General features: G+C 70.6%; 12 protein-coding genes. 4 read left to right on the forward strand and 8 right to left on the reverse strand.

Annotation, left to right across the window (positions count from 1 at the left end):
* Both G3I78_RS09900 and G3I78_RS09905 read right to left on the reverse strand, forming a co-directional pair.
* Entirely contained in the window at positions 1 to 984 is a 984-nt protein-coding gene (locus G3I78_RS09900) for an aldo/keto reductase (protein WP_164422532.1), read from the reverse strand.
* A gap of 86 nt (positions 985 to 1,070) precedes the next feature.
* Positions 1,071 to 1,733 carry an NUDIX domain-containing protein gene (locus G3I78_RS09905; RefSeq protein ID WP_164422534.1) on the reverse strand — a complete coding sequence of 221 codons (663 nt, stop codon included), beginning with the start codon at positions 1,731 to 1,733 and terminating at the stop codon, positions 1,071 to 1,073.
* A gap of 138 nt (positions 1,734 to 1,871) precedes the next feature.
* Between G3I78_RS09905 and G3I78_RS09910 the strand changes: the two genes are divergently transcribed.
* The gene (locus tag G3I78_RS09910; protein WP_164422536.1) at positions 1,872 to 3,728 is read left to right on the forward strand and encodes an acyltransferase; all 1,857 of its coding nucleotides are present in this window, start codon (positions 1,872 to 1,874) and stop codon (positions 3,726 to 3,728) included.
* Between the two features lie 678 nt (positions 3,729 to 4,406).
* Here the strand turns inward: G3I78_RS09910 and G3I78_RS09915 are convergent.
* A complete protein-coding gene (locus G3I78_RS09915; protein ID WP_164422538.1) occupies positions 4,407 to 6,251 on the reverse strand; it encodes a TerD family protein in 1,845 nt (614 codons plus the stop codon).
* Positions 6,252 to 6,721: 470 nt separating this feature from the next.
* Here G3I78_RS09915 and G3I78_RS09920 point away from each other — a divergent pair, with 470 nt between their 5' ends.
* From G3I78_RS09920 to G3I78_RS51160, 3 genes are all read left to right on the forward strand, one after another.
* Positions 6,722 to 7,531 (forward strand): class I SAM-dependent methyltransferase, encoded by an 810-nt coding sequence (locus G3I78_RS09920; RefSeq protein WP_203614723.1) that lies wholly within the window; start codon positions 6,722 to 6,724, stop codon positions 7,529 to 7,531.
* 183 nt (positions 7,532 to 7,714) lie between these two features.
* Positions 7,715 to 7,999: a hypothetical protein gene (locus G3I78_RS51155; protein ID WP_203614724.1), complete on the forward strand. Its 285-nt coding sequence runs from the start codon at positions 7,715 to 7,717 to the stop codon at positions 7,997 to 7,999.
* A 25-nt stretch (positions 8,000 to 8,024) separates the two neighbouring features.
* Positions 8,025 to 8,183 carry a hypothetical protein gene (locus G3I78_RS51160; RefSeq protein ID WP_203614725.1) on the forward strand — a complete coding sequence of 53 codons (159 nt, stop codon included), beginning with the start codon at positions 8,025 to 8,027 and terminating at the stop codon, positions 8,181 to 8,183.
* A gap of 180 nt (positions 8,184 to 8,363) precedes the next feature.
* Here the strand turns inward: G3I78_RS51160 and G3I78_RS09930 are convergent, their stop codons facing one another.
* From G3I78_RS09930 to G3I78_RS09950, 5 genes are read right to left on the reverse strand one after another with little or no spacing between them, the layout of a single operon-like run.
* On the reverse strand, positions 8,364 to 10,127 hold the full coding sequence (locus G3I78_RS09930) for an ABC transporter ATP-binding protein (protein WP_164422542.1): 1,764 nt from the start codon (positions 10,125 to 10,127) through the stop codon (positions 8,364 to 8,366).
* Positions 10,124 to 11,863 carry an ABC transporter ATP-binding protein gene (locus G3I78_RS09935; RefSeq protein ID WP_343243701.1) on the reverse strand — a complete coding sequence of 580 codons (1,740 nt, stop codon included), beginning with the start codon at positions 11,861 to 11,863 and terminating at the stop codon, positions 10,124 to 10,126. Before G3I78_RS09935 ends, G3I78_RS09930 begins: the two co-directional genes overlap by 4 nt.
* Positions 11,860 to 13,065: an alpha/beta hydrolase-fold protein gene (locus tag G3I78_RS09940; protein ID WP_164422544.1), complete on the reverse strand. Its 1,206-nt coding sequence runs from the start codon at positions 13,063 to 13,065 to the stop codon at positions 11,860 to 11,862. The genes G3I78_RS09935 and G3I78_RS09940 overlap by 4 nt, the downstream gene beginning before the upstream one ends.
* Positions 13,058 to 13,912, reverse strand: coding sequence for an ABC transporter ATP-binding protein (locus G3I78_RS09945; protein WP_343243702.1), 855 nt, complete (start codon positions 13,910 to 13,912; stop codon positions 13,058 to 13,060). The genes G3I78_RS09940 and G3I78_RS09945 overlap by 8 nt, the downstream gene beginning before the upstream one ends.
* The gene (locus tag G3I78_RS09950) at positions 13,909 to 14,946 is read right to left on the reverse strand and encodes an iron chelate uptake ABC transporter family permease subunit (protein ID WP_164423086.1); all 1,038 of its coding nucleotides are present in this window, start codon (positions 14,944 to 14,946) and stop codon (positions 13,909 to 13,911) included. Before G3I78_RS09950 ends, G3I78_RS09945 begins: the two co-directional genes overlap by 4 nt.
* Positions 14,947 to 14,959: the final 13 nt, after the last annotated feature.

Below are 14,959 nucleotides of genomic sequence, written 5' to 3' on the forward strand. Positions count from 1 at the left end.
TCAGTGGGCCGCGTCCAGCCGGGCCCGCTGCTCCTGGGTCAGTTCCAGGTCCACCGCGGCGAGGTTCTCCTCCAGCTGCGCCACGGAGGAGACCCCGGCGAGCGGGACGATGGGCAGGTCGGCGCCGATCTGCCAGGCCAGCACGACCTGGTTGACGGTCGCGCCGGTCTCCTTCGCCACCTCGGCCAGGGCCGCGAGGCGGGGCGGGGTGCCGGGGTGGTCGAAGTCCTGGGGCAGCCGGTCCGGGTGGGTGTAGGCGCCCCTGAGGAGGGGTGAGTAGGCGACCAGGGTCAGGCCGGGCTCGGCCCTCAGATAGCTCAGCAGGTCGGGTCCGACATGGCCGAGGCTGCCGTCGGGGAAGAGGCTCTGGGGCACGTCGGTGCGGGGCCGCAGGTGGGTGTACGCGTACTGGAGGACCTCGTACCCGGCCAGCCCCGCCGCGGCGGCGAGCGCCCGGGCCCGTTCGACCCGCCAGGTCGCGTGGTTGCTCGCGCCGAGCAGGCCCACGGTGCCCTCGGCGACCAGCTCGCCGAACGCCTCGACCGTCTCCTGGAGCGGCACCCGGTGGTCCTCGATGTGGGCGTAGAGCAGGTCCAGCTTCGCCACGCCCAGACGTTCCCGGCTCCGCTCGGCGGACTCGCGGATCACCTTCACCGACAGGCCCTCCGGGTTGTCGACGAAGCCGGTGCCGGGGGCCAGGGGGCGGGCGCCGAGCTTGGTGGCGATGAAGACCTCGTCGCCGATGCCACGGCTGCGCCGCCACCGGCCGAGCAGCTCCTCGCTCTGGCCGCCCTGACCGCCGTCCTCCCAGAAGGCGTAGTTGTCGGACGTGTCGATGAAGTTGCCGCCGGCCTCGACATAGCGGTCGAGGACGGCGAAGGAGGTCTCCTCGTCGGTGCGTGAGCCGAAGAGCATGGCGCCGAGGGCGAGGACGCTGACCTCGCGGCGGGTGGCCGGGGCGGTGCCGATGGTGCGGAACTTCATGGTGATTCCCTCCGTGTGTGCCCGTCTCCGGGGCACACACGGGAGTCTTCATCTTGAAGCGCACTTCAAGTCAAGGACTTGCGCGCTCACTTGCTGAACGGGCCTTCCAGAGCCGCCCACTGGAGCAACATGATGGTCTTCGCGTCGGCGATCTCACCGGTTCGGATCATCTCCAGCGCCCTCGGGAAGGGCAGTTCGAGGATCTCGATGTCCTCGCCCTCCTCGTCGAGGCCACCGCCCTCGTGGGTGCGGGTCGACGGAGCGTACTCGGCGGCGTAGAAACTGACCCGCTCGGTGACCGAGCCGGGGCTCATGTAGACGTCGAAGACGTGCCGGACCTCCCCGATGGTGTGCCCGGTCTCCTCGACGACCTCGCGCCGCACGGCGATCTCGGGGTGCTCGTCATCGTCGTCCAGCAGTCCACCGGGGGTCTCGATCAGCAGCCCGTCGGGGTGGCCGTTGACATACACCGGGAAGCGGAACTGCCGGGTGAGCAGCACGGTTTCCCGTTCGACGTCGTACAGCAGCATGGTGGCGCCGTTGCCGCGGTCGTGCGTCTCGCGCTGCTGGGTGCTCCAGGTGCCGTCGGCGCGCTGGAGGTCGAAGGTCGTGGCCCGCTCGACGTACCAGTGGCTGGACAGCAGTTTCACGTCCCGGACCTTGACGCGCGGGTTGCCGGTCAGGTCCAGGCCGGTGCGGTCGAGCCCGGTGCGGCCGCGACGGTCGGGGGTGTCGATGCCCTCGGTCATCGGACACCGGCCGGGCGGAGGCGGGGGGAGATCAGCTGCGAGTTGGTCATGCCCGCTTCTACCATTTCGGACCGGTCCGCGTCGCGCGGCCGCCTTCCCCCCTTCCGTGCCGGGCCCCACTCTGCCTAGCGTGCGGTCATGGATCTTCCGGGACAGCCGTCCGTACGGCACTTCGACCACTGCCCCTGGCTCTTCACCGGTCAGGCCACCGAGGAACAGCGCCTAGCGCAGCGGGAGGTGCAGCGGGCGGTCGTCGGGGACACCGGCTTCGGTGAGCGCTGCTACGTCGCCGAGTCCGCGGCGGTCTTCCCGGACCGACTGCGCCTCGGGAACGACTCCTACATAGCCGCCCATGCCTACGTCACCGGCGACCTGACCACCGGCACGGACTGCACCCTGAACCCCTTCACCACGGTCCGCGGAACCGTCGCCCTCGGCAACGGCGTCCGCATCGGCGCCCACACCTCCCTGCTCGGCTTCAACCACACCATCTCCCCCGACCTGCCCGTCTTCCGCCAGCCCCTCACCAGCCGGGGCATCCGCATCGGCGACGACGTCTGGATCGGCTCGAACGTCGTCGTGGTCGACGGCGTGACGGTCGGCGACCACTGCGTGATCGGGGCGGGGGCGGTGGTGACCAAGGATCTGCCGGCGTGGTCGGTGGCTGCGGGGAATCCGGCTCGGGTTCTGCGGGACCGGAGGGAGCAGCGGGGACGGCGGGGAGAGGGGGTGGACTCGGGCACGGGTGCCGTGATCTCCGACCCCGGTATGAGTGGCGCGCCTGCGCATACCGGCCCTGCGGGAGTGATCTCAGCCCCCGGTACCAGCGAGGCAACCCCCGGCTCAGGCGACACGGCTCCTGAGCACCGTACAGACCATGCCGCCCCGAACTCCCGCCCAAGCACTGCCACTTCTCCGGACGGTGCCCGACGTCACCCCCTCGACCTCGCCGGCTTCGCGGACACCGCCCGCTCCCAGGTCGCCCCGCTGCTCGAACGGTGCTGGGACGGCGAGCGCTATGTGGACCGGCCCGGCGCGGCACCCACCGTACGGGCCCACTGCGACGCCGTGGAGATAGCCGATCTGCTGCTGAGTGCCGTGCCGGAGCAGCTGTCCGCCGAGGAGCACGTGGGTCGGCTGAGCAGACTCCAGGACCCGAAGAGCGGACTCGTCCCCGAGTTCGGCGAGCCCCTGCCCGAGGCCGAAGCGGACGGATTCATCGGAGACGGAGCCGCGCTGTACCACGTGCTGTGCGTCGGCTACGCGCTCGACGTGCTGGGCAGCGGCCTCCCCCACCCGGTGCGCGGAGTACAGGACATGACGGCACGTCAACTCACCACCAGGTTGGAGGCGTTGCCGTGGCGCACGGGTGCGTGGGGCGCCGGGGCATGGATCGACAGCTGGGCCACGGCGGCCCACTGGAACCTACGACACGGCGAGCCCGGCAACGCGACGACGGAGTCCCTGTTCGGCTGGCTCCTCACCCGGGCCGACCCATGGACCGGGATGTGGGGCACCCCCTCGGCCGAGGCGGGCCGACTCCAGGTGGTCAACGGCTACTACCGCCTGACACGCGGCTCGTTCGCCCAGTTCGGACTCCCGGTGCCCTACCCGGAACGAGTCGTGGACGCGGTCCTGGACCACTCCCGTGACACCCGCTACTTCGGCGCGTCCCGGGAGAACGCCTGCAACGTCCTGGACGTCGCCCACCCCCTCTGGCTGTCCACCCGCCAACTCAACGGCTACCGCACCCCCGAGATCCAGCACTGGGCCGAACACCAACTCACCGCCCTCCTCCCCCGCTGGCACCCGAGCCACGGCTTCGCCTTCGGCCCCGGCCCCGGCCCCGAACCCGGCCTCCAGGGCACAGAAATGTGGCTGGCCATCACCTGGTACCTGGCCGACCTCCTGGGCCGCTCCGACGAGCTGGGCTACCACCCCAGAGGAATCCACCGCCCCGAACCGGCCCGACAGGGGGTGCGACGGCTGAACTGAGCCGAGAGAAGGGCCCGCCGCTCCGCCTCATCCCGGCGCAACAACTCCCCTGTGCTCCTCCCCGGGCCGACCACCGATACGGATACCGCGTACACGACCAGCTTGCCGAACGCCCTCGCCCAGAGCCGCTCCGCGTCCCCGGTCAGCGCGTCGGCACAAGCCGCCTCGACACCCGCCGGGCCGCCGGTCAGGGTTCGCTCCAGAGAAGCGGCGAAGAACAGCTCCGGCAGATCACGCTTGTCGCCAAGCCTCACGGGGTTCCGCATCTCGTCCAGTACCCCGATCGCCGCAGCCCCGGTCCTGATCACCGCCCGGAACAGGTATGGCGTGAGATACCCGGAGCGTGCGGCGAGCGCAGTTGAGCAGGAACCCGGACCTGCGGCGCGTCGCTCGGCGCCTGCCCCGCCACGCTGTGATCTCGTCCTCATGCCGTGCACGGGGTGCTCCTGGTGTGGGCCGTTCCGCAGAGAGAACGTCCCTGCCTCGGTGACCTGTGGATCCGCTTCGCCTTCGTCACGCCGGATCGCCAACAGCCCCCGGTCACGCGACGCATAGGCCGACCGCCACTCACCAGGCTCCCTGGATTCCCTCGCAGCCCACACCGTCCCCTCGCCGTCTGCAATGACACGTACGGGGATGGCTCGTTGGGGGGGCGACTCTGCCTGAGAGACCTTTCTGCTATTCCGCGACGTCGACGCCGTAGCCGCGAGCGAGATCGGCAAGGCCGTCGTCGTACCCCTGCCCGACGGCCCGCAGCCGCCAGCCCGCTCCCCTGCGGTACAACTCGGCGAGGATCATCGTGCGCTCCGTGGTGGCGGCGTCGAGAGTCGCTCGGGCGGTCGGAGCCGCGCCAATCCCGCACATGGCGGTGATCTCGATGGCCCCGACGTCAGCGAAGGTCGCGGCACCGTCGATCGCGGCCGCGATGACGACCCGGTGGACCTCCAGGGGCAGCCGCTCCAGGTCGACGGTGACGGCCTGCTCCGTCGGACTGTCCGTGGCGAGCCGCACGGTGCCGTCCGGGTGCTCGGGGGCGCCGTGGAAGACGAAGTCCTCGTCTCCTGCAACCTGTTCGCGCGCATCGACCGCGAAGGCGACAACGTCCACGTCACAAGCGGTCTGCTGACGCCACGCGGCGGCCACCGTCCATGCCGTGCCGGTGTCGGACAGGTCGAGGACGGCTCCTCGGACCAGGACCACCGCCGTATCCGGCCGGTCTGCGACCGCGTTCTGTACCGATGCGGACATCGGCGGTGTCGTGGGCGAGAGCAGCCAGCCGGCGTCGTGCACGCGCAGGCCGAGGGCCGCGACACGACTCATGCGCCGGTCGGCTTCGCCTCCGGGCAGCACGACGACGTCGGAGACGCCGGCGGAGAGGTTCACCGCCGCGGAGGCGCCCAGGGCGACCGCACGCGCGCGTGCCTCTACGGCCTCGTCGTGGGTGCCGCCCAGGACCAGGACCCTGCGCCCTGTGAGCGGCCGATCCTCCACACCAGCGGATTCCGTCGGTGGGGCAGTCCGCTGTACGGGGACAGCGGACGTCGACGCAGGCAGTGCGCAGGGCACATCGCCGGACGTCTCCGCAGCGGCACGCCGACGGGCGGCGCCCTTGGACTTGCCGGGCTGCACCGTCTCCAGCAGTCGCAGGTACGTCGGCTCATCCACGAGGGGGACACCTGCGCCCTCAGCGCGCTTCAGCTTGACAGTTCCGGTCCCGAGGTCGTTGGTGACGACGACGCTGGTCTGGCCACTCACCGAGGTCATGATGTTCAGCCCGGCCGCCACCGAGCGGGCGATGAGTTCCTCACGAGAGATCCGGGTGTCCCCGGTGATGGCGACCTTCATTCCCTGTACCAGCGGCTCACCCGACTCAAGACGACCCGGATTGCGGTACGCACAGGGAGACTTGGGAACGTACGGCCTGTAGTCCTGGCGAGGTGGACATTCCAGGAGCGGCAAGGCCAGGCCAAGTTGCCCGGCCGCGCTCAGCGAACCGCGCAGGATGCCGGAGAGCACCCGTACGTCGTCCTGCGCATCGTGGGCCTTCTCCTGGAGCACACCGTAGTGCGCGGCGAGCGTGCCCAGCTTGAGATCGGGCGTCGGGGGACCGACCAGGCGGTTGAGGGCCAGCGTGCACAGACGTCTGCCGACCGGGACCCAGGAGCGGGCGTGGGCGAACTCGTGGGCAAGGAAGTCGTAGTCGAACTGTGCGTTGTGCGCGACCAGGACGCGGCTGCTGAGCAGCGCCCCCACCTGAGGCGCGATCTCATCGAAGGTGGGCGCGCCGGCAAGCCGGTCGAGGGTGAGCCCGTGGATGTGCACGGGGCCGGGATCGCACCCGGGGTTGAGCAGAGTGGCGAACTCGCCGGTCTGGTTGCCCTGAGCGTCCAGCGTGAGGATCGCGAGAGAAAGGACACGGTCCCGACCGGGTCTCAACCCGGAGGTCTCCACGTCCACCAACGCCCAGTCATGGAAGTAGTCGGGCAAGGCGGGCCACTTCGGGCTCGACGGCGACAGGACCATACGAGGCTCCCCTCCCCCGGGCGCGGCAGTCGGCACACAGCCTTCACGCCGGTGATCAAGTGGTGGGATTTTCGCACGCCCCGGACGCAGTTCGTGGCGGGTTCGTCACGGAGTGCCAGGGGCTGCTCCTGAACCGCCGGGCCACCTCCCTGTCATTGACCCCTTCCTCGATCAAGTCCGCTGCTGCGAACCGAACTTGCTCACACCGGGCCCGCTCCTCGGCCGCCAGCCCGCCACCCTCGGGATACCCCATCCCTCCGACCCAGCACAGACATCACGACCCGACGCAACCCGCACCGGTAAAGATTCTTCATCAGTGCCGATCACCTTGCCAGAGCCGGCAGCCACCGCCCCGCGGCAACAGGTGATGAGCGGTCAACCGGGGGAGTTGATGTCCAGCCGACCCACCTCTAGCCTCACTTAGGTAACCCTAACTTCGCCAGGGCGGTGATCATGTGACCAAGGAGAGCGTGCGGCTGGGCACTGTGCAGGAGACACTGCTCATTCCGCTGTACGGGCGAGCGCTCGACGCGCGGGCCCGCCACCCGGTCCTGAGGGACGACGCGGCATGCGGCATGGTCGAGAGGATCGACTACGACTTCGCCAAGTTCCGCGGCCCTTCCCTCGGCGGCTCCGTACTGCGCAGTGCGATCTTCGACGGGTGGGTCAGACGGTTCCTGGCCGAACACCCCGACGGCACCGTGATCGAACTCGGAGCAGGACTCAGCACCCGTTCGCTCCGCCTCGACAACGGGCGGGCGCGCTGGTTCGACCTCGATCTGCCGGACACCGTCCAGTTGCGGCGGCGGTTCTTCACCGACTCCGAGCGGACCACGACTCTCGCGGCCTCGGTACTGGACACCAACTGGTTCGAACAGGTCGCGCGGACCGGCGGGCCGTACTTCTTTGTCAGCGAGGCCGTGCTCCTCTACCTCGACGAGGAACAGGTCCGCTCCGTCGTACGGGCTCTGGCGGACCGCTTCCCCGGGGCCGGCCTGAGCTTCGACACCGGCGGCGGCGCCATGATGCGCAACCAGGACCGCAACCCGGTGTTCAAGACCGTCGACGCGCGGATGACCTGGACCTGTGACGATCCGAAGACCCTGGAGGACTGGGGGCTGCGGTTGCGCGAGAGCAGGACATTCGCCACGGCGCAGCCGGACGTGGCCCGTACCTGGCCATGGCGCCACCGTTACGGCATGCCCCTGCTGGCGCGCCTGGTCCCGCCCGCCGTCAACTCGTACCGGATGAACCTCTTCACGCTGGAGAAAGGTCAGTGACCGCGCCCGTCCGCAAAGCGCGTGTGCGGGGCTCCCCTGACTGGATGCCCATGCCTGACGGACGGTGGCTCTACGCGATGGTCCGGCCCGGACCACGACTGGACGGTCCGACCGGCGTGTTCGAGGCCGGGGCCGGTGCGGGCAGGTCCTCGTGGGCCCTGGTGCAGTCGTCCGTCGCGCCCCATGCCCGGACCCGTCGCCAATGACCGCTCCGGCCCCTTCCTCCTTGTCGGGCACGGCGCGGGCGGCTCGCTGGACCGGCTCGCCGCCGCACGCGCGCCCCGACGGATCGCCGGCCTGGTCCGGGTGGACCCCACCGACGAGACCGGCGATGTACCGTTCGCCGGCCGGTTCCGGCGGAGGGAGCGCATCGTCCTCAACCTCGGCGGCGCCGCCACCCTAAGCTGCTGGGTGCCCTGTTCCGCGGCGAGGCACCGCCGGACACCGGTGGCATCCCGGTCACCGTGAGCTCCGGCGGCCTACCGGAGACGGCATGGGCAACGCCGTGTGCGCCGCGACGAACACCTTCCGTGCCCATCGAGCCGGCCAGGGCGAAAGGCAGACACGTGATCGCGAGAAGGTCGGGCCACTCGTGCCACTGACCGAACCCGAGGTCGTCGTCCGCGAGATCGTGGCCCTACTGCCCGGCTGAGGTACGACGTGCTCCACGCCCCGGACACTGTCCATCACGCGCAAGCACCCCTGCCCGAACAACACTCGTCCGAGCCGATGAAAGGCCAGGTGGCAATGGGCCGGGCCTGGATCGGGCTCCGCCGCCCAGCCGACGCGCCCTGTGGCTGCTCCGTTGCCCGAAGACGGTCCGGCGCCGCCTTCACCTGTTCGTGCCGATGTGCTGCCCGGCTTGCCACACCGCCCACAGCCGGGCGTATGTGCCGTCGGCGGCGAGGAGTTCGCCGTGGGTGCCGATCTCGGTGACGCGGCCGGCGTCCATGACCACGATCCGTTCGCACGTGGCGGCCTGGGAGAGCCGGTGAGCGATCACGATGCCGGTCCGGCCGGCAAGGACCGCTTCCGACGCACGATCGAGCCGCCCGGCATGGGCGGAACCGGCCTCGGCGGTGGCTTCGTCGAGGATCGCCAACTCCGGGTCGGCGAGCAGCAGCCGGGCGAGGGCGAGCTGTTGCGCCTGTGCCTCGGTGAGCGGGTGTCCGCCGGTGCCGACCACCGTGTCGAGAGCATCCGCCGACAGGTCCAGCAGATCGGCCGCGCCGATGGTTTCGAGCGCGGCGCGGATCTCGCGGTCGGTGGCGTCGGGGGCGGCTAGCGTGAGGTTCTCTCTCAACGTCCCGGCGAACACGTGTACTTCCTGGGTGATCACCGCGGTGCGACAGGGACGGGTCACTGTCCCGGCGTCAGGTCGGTGAACGCCCGCGATCACGGCGGCGAGCGTGGTCTTCCCCGCCCCGGACGGGCCGACGATCGCGAGGTGCTGACCGGCGGGGATGTGGAGGCCGATGTCGTCGAGCGCGAGTGGACCGGCGCCGTAGCGGAACGCGACCTCGCGGAGCCGGACGGCGGTGGCTGTCCTGGCCGGGTCCGCCGGCCTCGTCGACGCGTCGACCGTGTCCACCGTCGGGATCGTGACGACTCCGATCATGCGGCTCAGCGAGGCGAGAGCCGACTGAAGGGTGTCGATGACGAACAGCAGCTGATTGACCGGCCCCAGCAGGCGCAGCACGAACAGCATGGCGGTGGTGGCACCGCCGACGGTTGAGGATCCGCGGTCGATCAGGACGAATCCGACGACGAGCACGGCGGCCAGGCTCAGGCATTCGCCGAGGTTGAGCCGGGCGTTGAGCATGCTCTGCACGGTGCGTGCCCGCAGCGACTGCACCGCGACGCCCCAGGAGTCCGACATCACGGCGCGATGGCGTCGCTCGGCGAGCCCGAAGCCGAGCACGGTGGCGTACCCGCGCTGGGACTCGAGGATCTGCTGCGCACGCCCGCTCATCGCCGCACGCTCGGCCCGGTACACCCGGGGCCCGGTGCGCAGGTACCACCGCATGGCGAGCGCGTAGACGGGCAGTACGACCACGAACGCGACCGTATAGGGCCATTCCAGTGCCGCCAGCCCGCCCAGCGACACGACGATGGTGAACGCGGTGACGGTGAGTGCGGGGATCACTGTGGGGGCGGCATCGGCGACGGCGGTGACGTCGTCGCTGGACCGGGATATCAGGTCCCCCGTACCGGCGCGCTCGACGAGGTGCTGCGGGAGGGTCATGGCGCGGCTCACCAGCCGCTCGCGCAGTGCGGCGAGGACGGTGTGGTAGACGCGGGTGGCGAGCACGATCGCCACCGCGGTGCCTGCGGCGCCGAGGACGCCCGAGAGCGCCATGACGACCGTGACCGTCAGGACGGTGCCGAGATCCGCGGTGCCCGTCTGCACCCGGTCGACGAGGTATCCGATCGCCACCGGCGGGATCAGGTCGACGGCGGTGCTGACGATCCCGACCATACCGACGGCGGCGAGCCGGAGCCGGTGTCCGCGGCTGAGTCTCAGGACCTCCCTGGCCGTCGCCCGGCCGCCCGCGACGGGCAGCGCGTGCCCGGTCGTAGCGGATGCCTCGCTCATCCCACCGTCCTTCCGTGCACGGGTGCGTCCGCCAACAGGTCGACGACGCGGTCGCAGCGTCCGAGCAGCACCGGGGACGAGGCGATCAGCAGCGTCGAGCGGCCTGTCCGGGAGCCGCGCAGACGCACCGCGATCGTGTGTTCGGTGACCGGGTCCACCGCCGTGGTCGGATCGTGCAGCACGAGTACCGGCGCATCGCTCGCCAGCGCGCGGGCGAGCGCGATCCGCTGGCGCTGGCCGCCGGAGAGGCGGTTGCCGTCCTCGCCGACCGGGAGGTCGAGATCGGCGGCGAAGTCGCCGCACGCTGCGGCTCGCAACGCACCATCGACCAACTCGGGCGCGCCGGCGCCGAGATTGTCGCGGATCGTTCCGCTGAACAGTGTGGCCCGGTGCGGCGCGACCGTGACCCGCGAGCGGTACTCCTCCGCGGTCAACTCCCGCGCCGGGAGTCCGTCGAGCCGCGCCTCCACCTCGCCGCCGGCCCGCGGGTCCAGCAGGGCCCGGGCGATGCGGGCGGCGGTCCGATCGTCGGCGCGCACTCCCACGAGTTCTCCGGGGTCCACGCGGATCGTCGTACCCTGCGCGGACACCTCCACCACCGGCAGCCTCGCGACCTCTGCCCCTGCCCTGTCGTCCGGCCCGGGGCTCTCACCGCCGTTGCCACGCAGCACGTCGATGACGCGCACGGACGCGGCGCGGGCTCCGGCGAGGTTGGGAATGGAGGCGCTCGCGATCGACTGGATCTGCGGCAGCAGCGCCTGGGTGAGGCCGACGGCGGCGATCAGCTCGCCGATGCTGAGCCGCCCGTCCACGGCGAACCAGCCCGCGAGCCCCATCACCGCGGCGACGAACGTGCCGCTGACCGCACCCGAGCCGGCGAGGAACCTCCCCAGCAGTCCCGCGTTGCGCCTGGCCCCGACGAGGGTCTCCTGGCTCGCCTGCCGGTACCTCCTGGTCGCCTCGGTCTCGGCGCGTATGCCCTTGACCACCCGGTAGCCGGCGACCAGATCGGTGGCCCGCCCTACCGTGGACGCCAAGAGCTCCTGGTACACCCGGGTGTCCCGGGAGAGCCGCTCGCTGAGCACGCCCATCAGCCACACTGCGGCAGGCGCCCCCAGCAGCACCACCATCCCGAGCAGCCAGTGCGTCGCCAGCAGCGACACGGCGATGAAGCCGATGGCCGCGATCCTGGAGACCGGCAGGATCACCAGGATCACCGCGTTGGCCAGGCGGGCGACGTCGCTGGTCATCACCGAGACGACGCTGCCGTCCGGCGCCCGGGCCGCGCCGCCGACCGGATGCAGTACGGCGGTCGAGAGGGTGCTCCGCAGCCGGTGTTGCACCAACTGCACCGCATACGAGGTCAGCCGGTTCGCCAGCTTCGCCGCCATCGTCAACGCGACGTACAGGGCGATCAGCACGCCGAGCCACAGCACCAGCTGCCCCGCGTTCCCGGTCGCCAGCGCCCGGTCGATGGCCACCCCCATCACCACGGGGACCGCCGACTCGCCAACCTGCCACACGACCGCAAACAGCATGCCGGGAACGGTGACGCGCTTCACCGAGAAGATCACCCGCAGCAGGAACCGACCCGGCGTGAGCCCCGCCCCGGCGTCGAAGGGAGGAGCCTCGGTCGGTTCGGGAGGCGCCTGGAGCAGCACGGGCAGCCGGCGGGTCAGAGGTCCTCGCCCCAGTCCCGCGGTGTCGGCGCCCGGGAAACGCGAAGAGTCCCTCACGCCTGGCTCCCGTCCCCGCTCCTGCGTGGGAAGCACCAGAGCAGGGCATCGGCGAGGAGTCCTCGCCACCACGCGTAGTCGTGCCCGCCGGCGAACTCGCGGTAGAGGGTGTCGTAGCCCTTGCCGGTGAGCACGTGATCGAGCCAGCGGCTGTGGGTGAGCGAGCTCTCCAGCTCACCGACGTCGTGGAAGAGGCGGATCGGTGCGGTCTGTTCCGCCAGAAAGTCGGCCATCAGGGTCGGTACGGGGGTGCGGCGCAACAGCTCATCCGCCCCGGTGCCCCACGTGAGGTCGGGGTGGTACCCGCACGACGGGGACTGGAGAATGGCGTTGCCGAACGCCGTCGGGTGGTGGAGCGCCGTCCAGCCGGCGCACAGACCGCCGAAGCTCTCGCCGGCCAGCGCGACGTCGGCGGGGTCGCGCGTGAGCGGATACCGGTGGTGGAGCCACGGCAGCAGTTCTTCGACCAGCATCCGGGAGAACGCAGGGTCGCAGCACAGCTCTTCGGCGCGCCGCAGAGCAGGCTGCTCGACGAGGACCACCACGCAGGGGCGGACGAGCCCCGCCCGGACCAGGGCGTCTCGAACGCTCGGGGCGCTGTGGTCCGGCGTCCCGTCCAGGTGGATCACGAAGGGCAGTGCGCTCTCGTCCGAGAACTCTCCCGGAGGCATAGAGACCCAGATGCGGCGTTCGTCTCCCAGGAACTCGCTCTTCAGCACGGCAGGTTCCACTGCCGGAGTCGGCCGCGCCTCAGCTTGGTCGAGCCAGGGCAGCGGCTCCGCGTCGGGCAGCACGGCCACCGAGGCCCCGGAGAACCGCTCCACCGAGCACTCCGAGAACCTCGGCGGCGGGTTGAAGGGGTCCGGAACCTGTTCAGCCTCGCCTGCCGACCCACGTCGTGCGAACACGTACGAGAAGCGCAGGTCGGAACGCATCCGCAGGGTCAGAACACGGAAAGGGGTCCCCGCGACCGGGGCGAACTCCGTGTCGATCGGGTTGAAGCCGATTCTGGGGCCGATCACCACCGAGAGGGTGACCGTCGTGTCGTCCCCGGACTCGTCGACGAAGTCGACGAAGGTGACCTCCACCTCGTCCGCGGAGACCCGCCCGACAAGCGGTGTACCTGTCTCCTGGAGATGTCGCCTGAACCTCTCCGGGCTCCACTCACCGGTCGACAGCTTCTCTACGGACGGATCAGACATTTATCGCGCTCTCTGCATCGGCGTTGGCAACGGACTCGCACCGGGTTCGTTCACGGCCGAGCGGCACCACCTGGGGGCTGCCGGCCACCGGATCGCGCGTCACCAGGCAGCGCAGACCGAACACCTCCTCGACCAGCCCGGCCGTGACGACCTCGTCCGGAGTGCCCTCGGCGACCACCGCGCCGTCCTTCATGGCGATCAGGTGGGTGCCGTAGCGGGCGGCGTGGTTCAGATCGTGCAGTACGGCGACCAGGGTGTGGCCGACGTCGTTCAGGTCGGTGAACAGCTCAAGGAGCTCGATCTGGTGGGTGATGTCGAGGAAGGTGGTCGGTTCGTCGAGCAGCATGATGTCGGTGTGCTGCGCGAGTGCCATCGCCACCCATACGCGCTGGCGCTGCCCGCCCGACAGCTCGTCCACCGGACGCCCGGACAGCTCGGTGACCGAGGTCTGGCGCATCGCCCTGAGCACGGCCCGCTCGTCGTCCTCGGTCCACTGCCGGATGAACCCCTGGTGGGGGTACCGTCCCCGGGCCACCAGGTCGGCGACGGTGATCCCGTCCGGGGCGATCGAGGTCTGCGGCAGCAGTCCGACCTGCCGCGCCACCTCTTTGGTCTTGTACGAGTTGATGTCGGCGCCGTCGAGGACGATCTGCCCGGCCGACGGCTTCAGCAGCCGGGACAGGCCGCGCAGCAGGGTGGACTTGCCGCACGCGTTCGGGCCGACGATGACCGTGAACGACTCGTCGGGGATCGTCACCGAGAGGTCCTCGGAGATGATCCGCTTGTCGTAGCCGATCGTCGCCGACTGCACGCTCAGGCGCGCGGTGTCGGTGGAGATTGCGCTCACAGGCGTCTCCTTGCTTCGGTGACCAGCAGGTATCCGAGGTATCCGCCGCCGAGCACGACGGTGATGATGCCGACCGGCAGCGGGGTGGGGGCGACGTGCTGGGCGAGGTAGTCCGACGCCAGGCACAGCAGCGCCCCGACGAAGGCGGCGGGGACGAGGGTGATCCCGGCGGTGCGGGCGAGTCGGCGTGCGATCTGGGGGGCGACCAGGGAGATGAACGCGATCGGCCCCGACGCGGCCGTGACCGTCGCCGTCAGCGCCACTCCCACCAGGATCAGGCCCAGACGTGCGGGCGAGACCCGTACCCCTTGCGAGGCGGCCACGTCGTCACCGAGCTCCATCTGCCGCAGCGGCCGGCTCAACGCCCCGGCCGGCAGCAGGAGTACGGCGATGCAGGCGCCGCCGATGGCGACCTGGTCCCAGGACACGCCGTTGAGCGAACCCGCACCCCAAGCTGCCGCGGACATCGCCTCGTCTAGGTCGGCCTTGAGGATCAGCCAGATGTTGAGCGACTCGAGCATCGCCGAGACACCGATGCCGACGACGATCAGCCGGAACCCCTGCACCCCTCGCCGGTAGGCGAGCACGTACACGGCCACGGCGGTGGCCATCCCGCCCAGCAACGCCCCGCCGACCAGCTGCGCGTAGGTGCCGTTGACGACCAGGATCACGACCAGCGCGCCGGTGTAGGAACCGTGGGAGAACCCGATGATGCCGGGGTCGGCGAGAGGGTTGCGCAACAGTGACTGGAAGACCGCCCCGCTCACGCCCAGAGCCGCGCCGAACACCAGCGCCGCGACCACCCGGGGCAGCCGCCACTCGACCACGATCTCGCGGACGAAGCCGGTTTCCCGGCCGGTCAGTGCGGAGAGCACCTGCCCGGGACTCAGCGCGTACGAGCCGGTCATCAGCGCGAGCACCGCCGTACCGGCGATCGCGACCGCGAGCACCGTGCAGACGACGACCGAGCGCCACTGGAGCCGGACCGCGATCCGCCGGTGCCGCAGCACCAGCGTCCGCCGCCCGAAGTCCACCTGGGGAAGGCTG

Origin of the sequence: Streptomyces sp. SID13726 (genome assembly GCF_010548375.1) — a bacterium.
Lineage (GTDB): Bacteria > Actinomycetota > Actinomycetes > Streptomycetales > Streptomycetaceae > Streptomyces.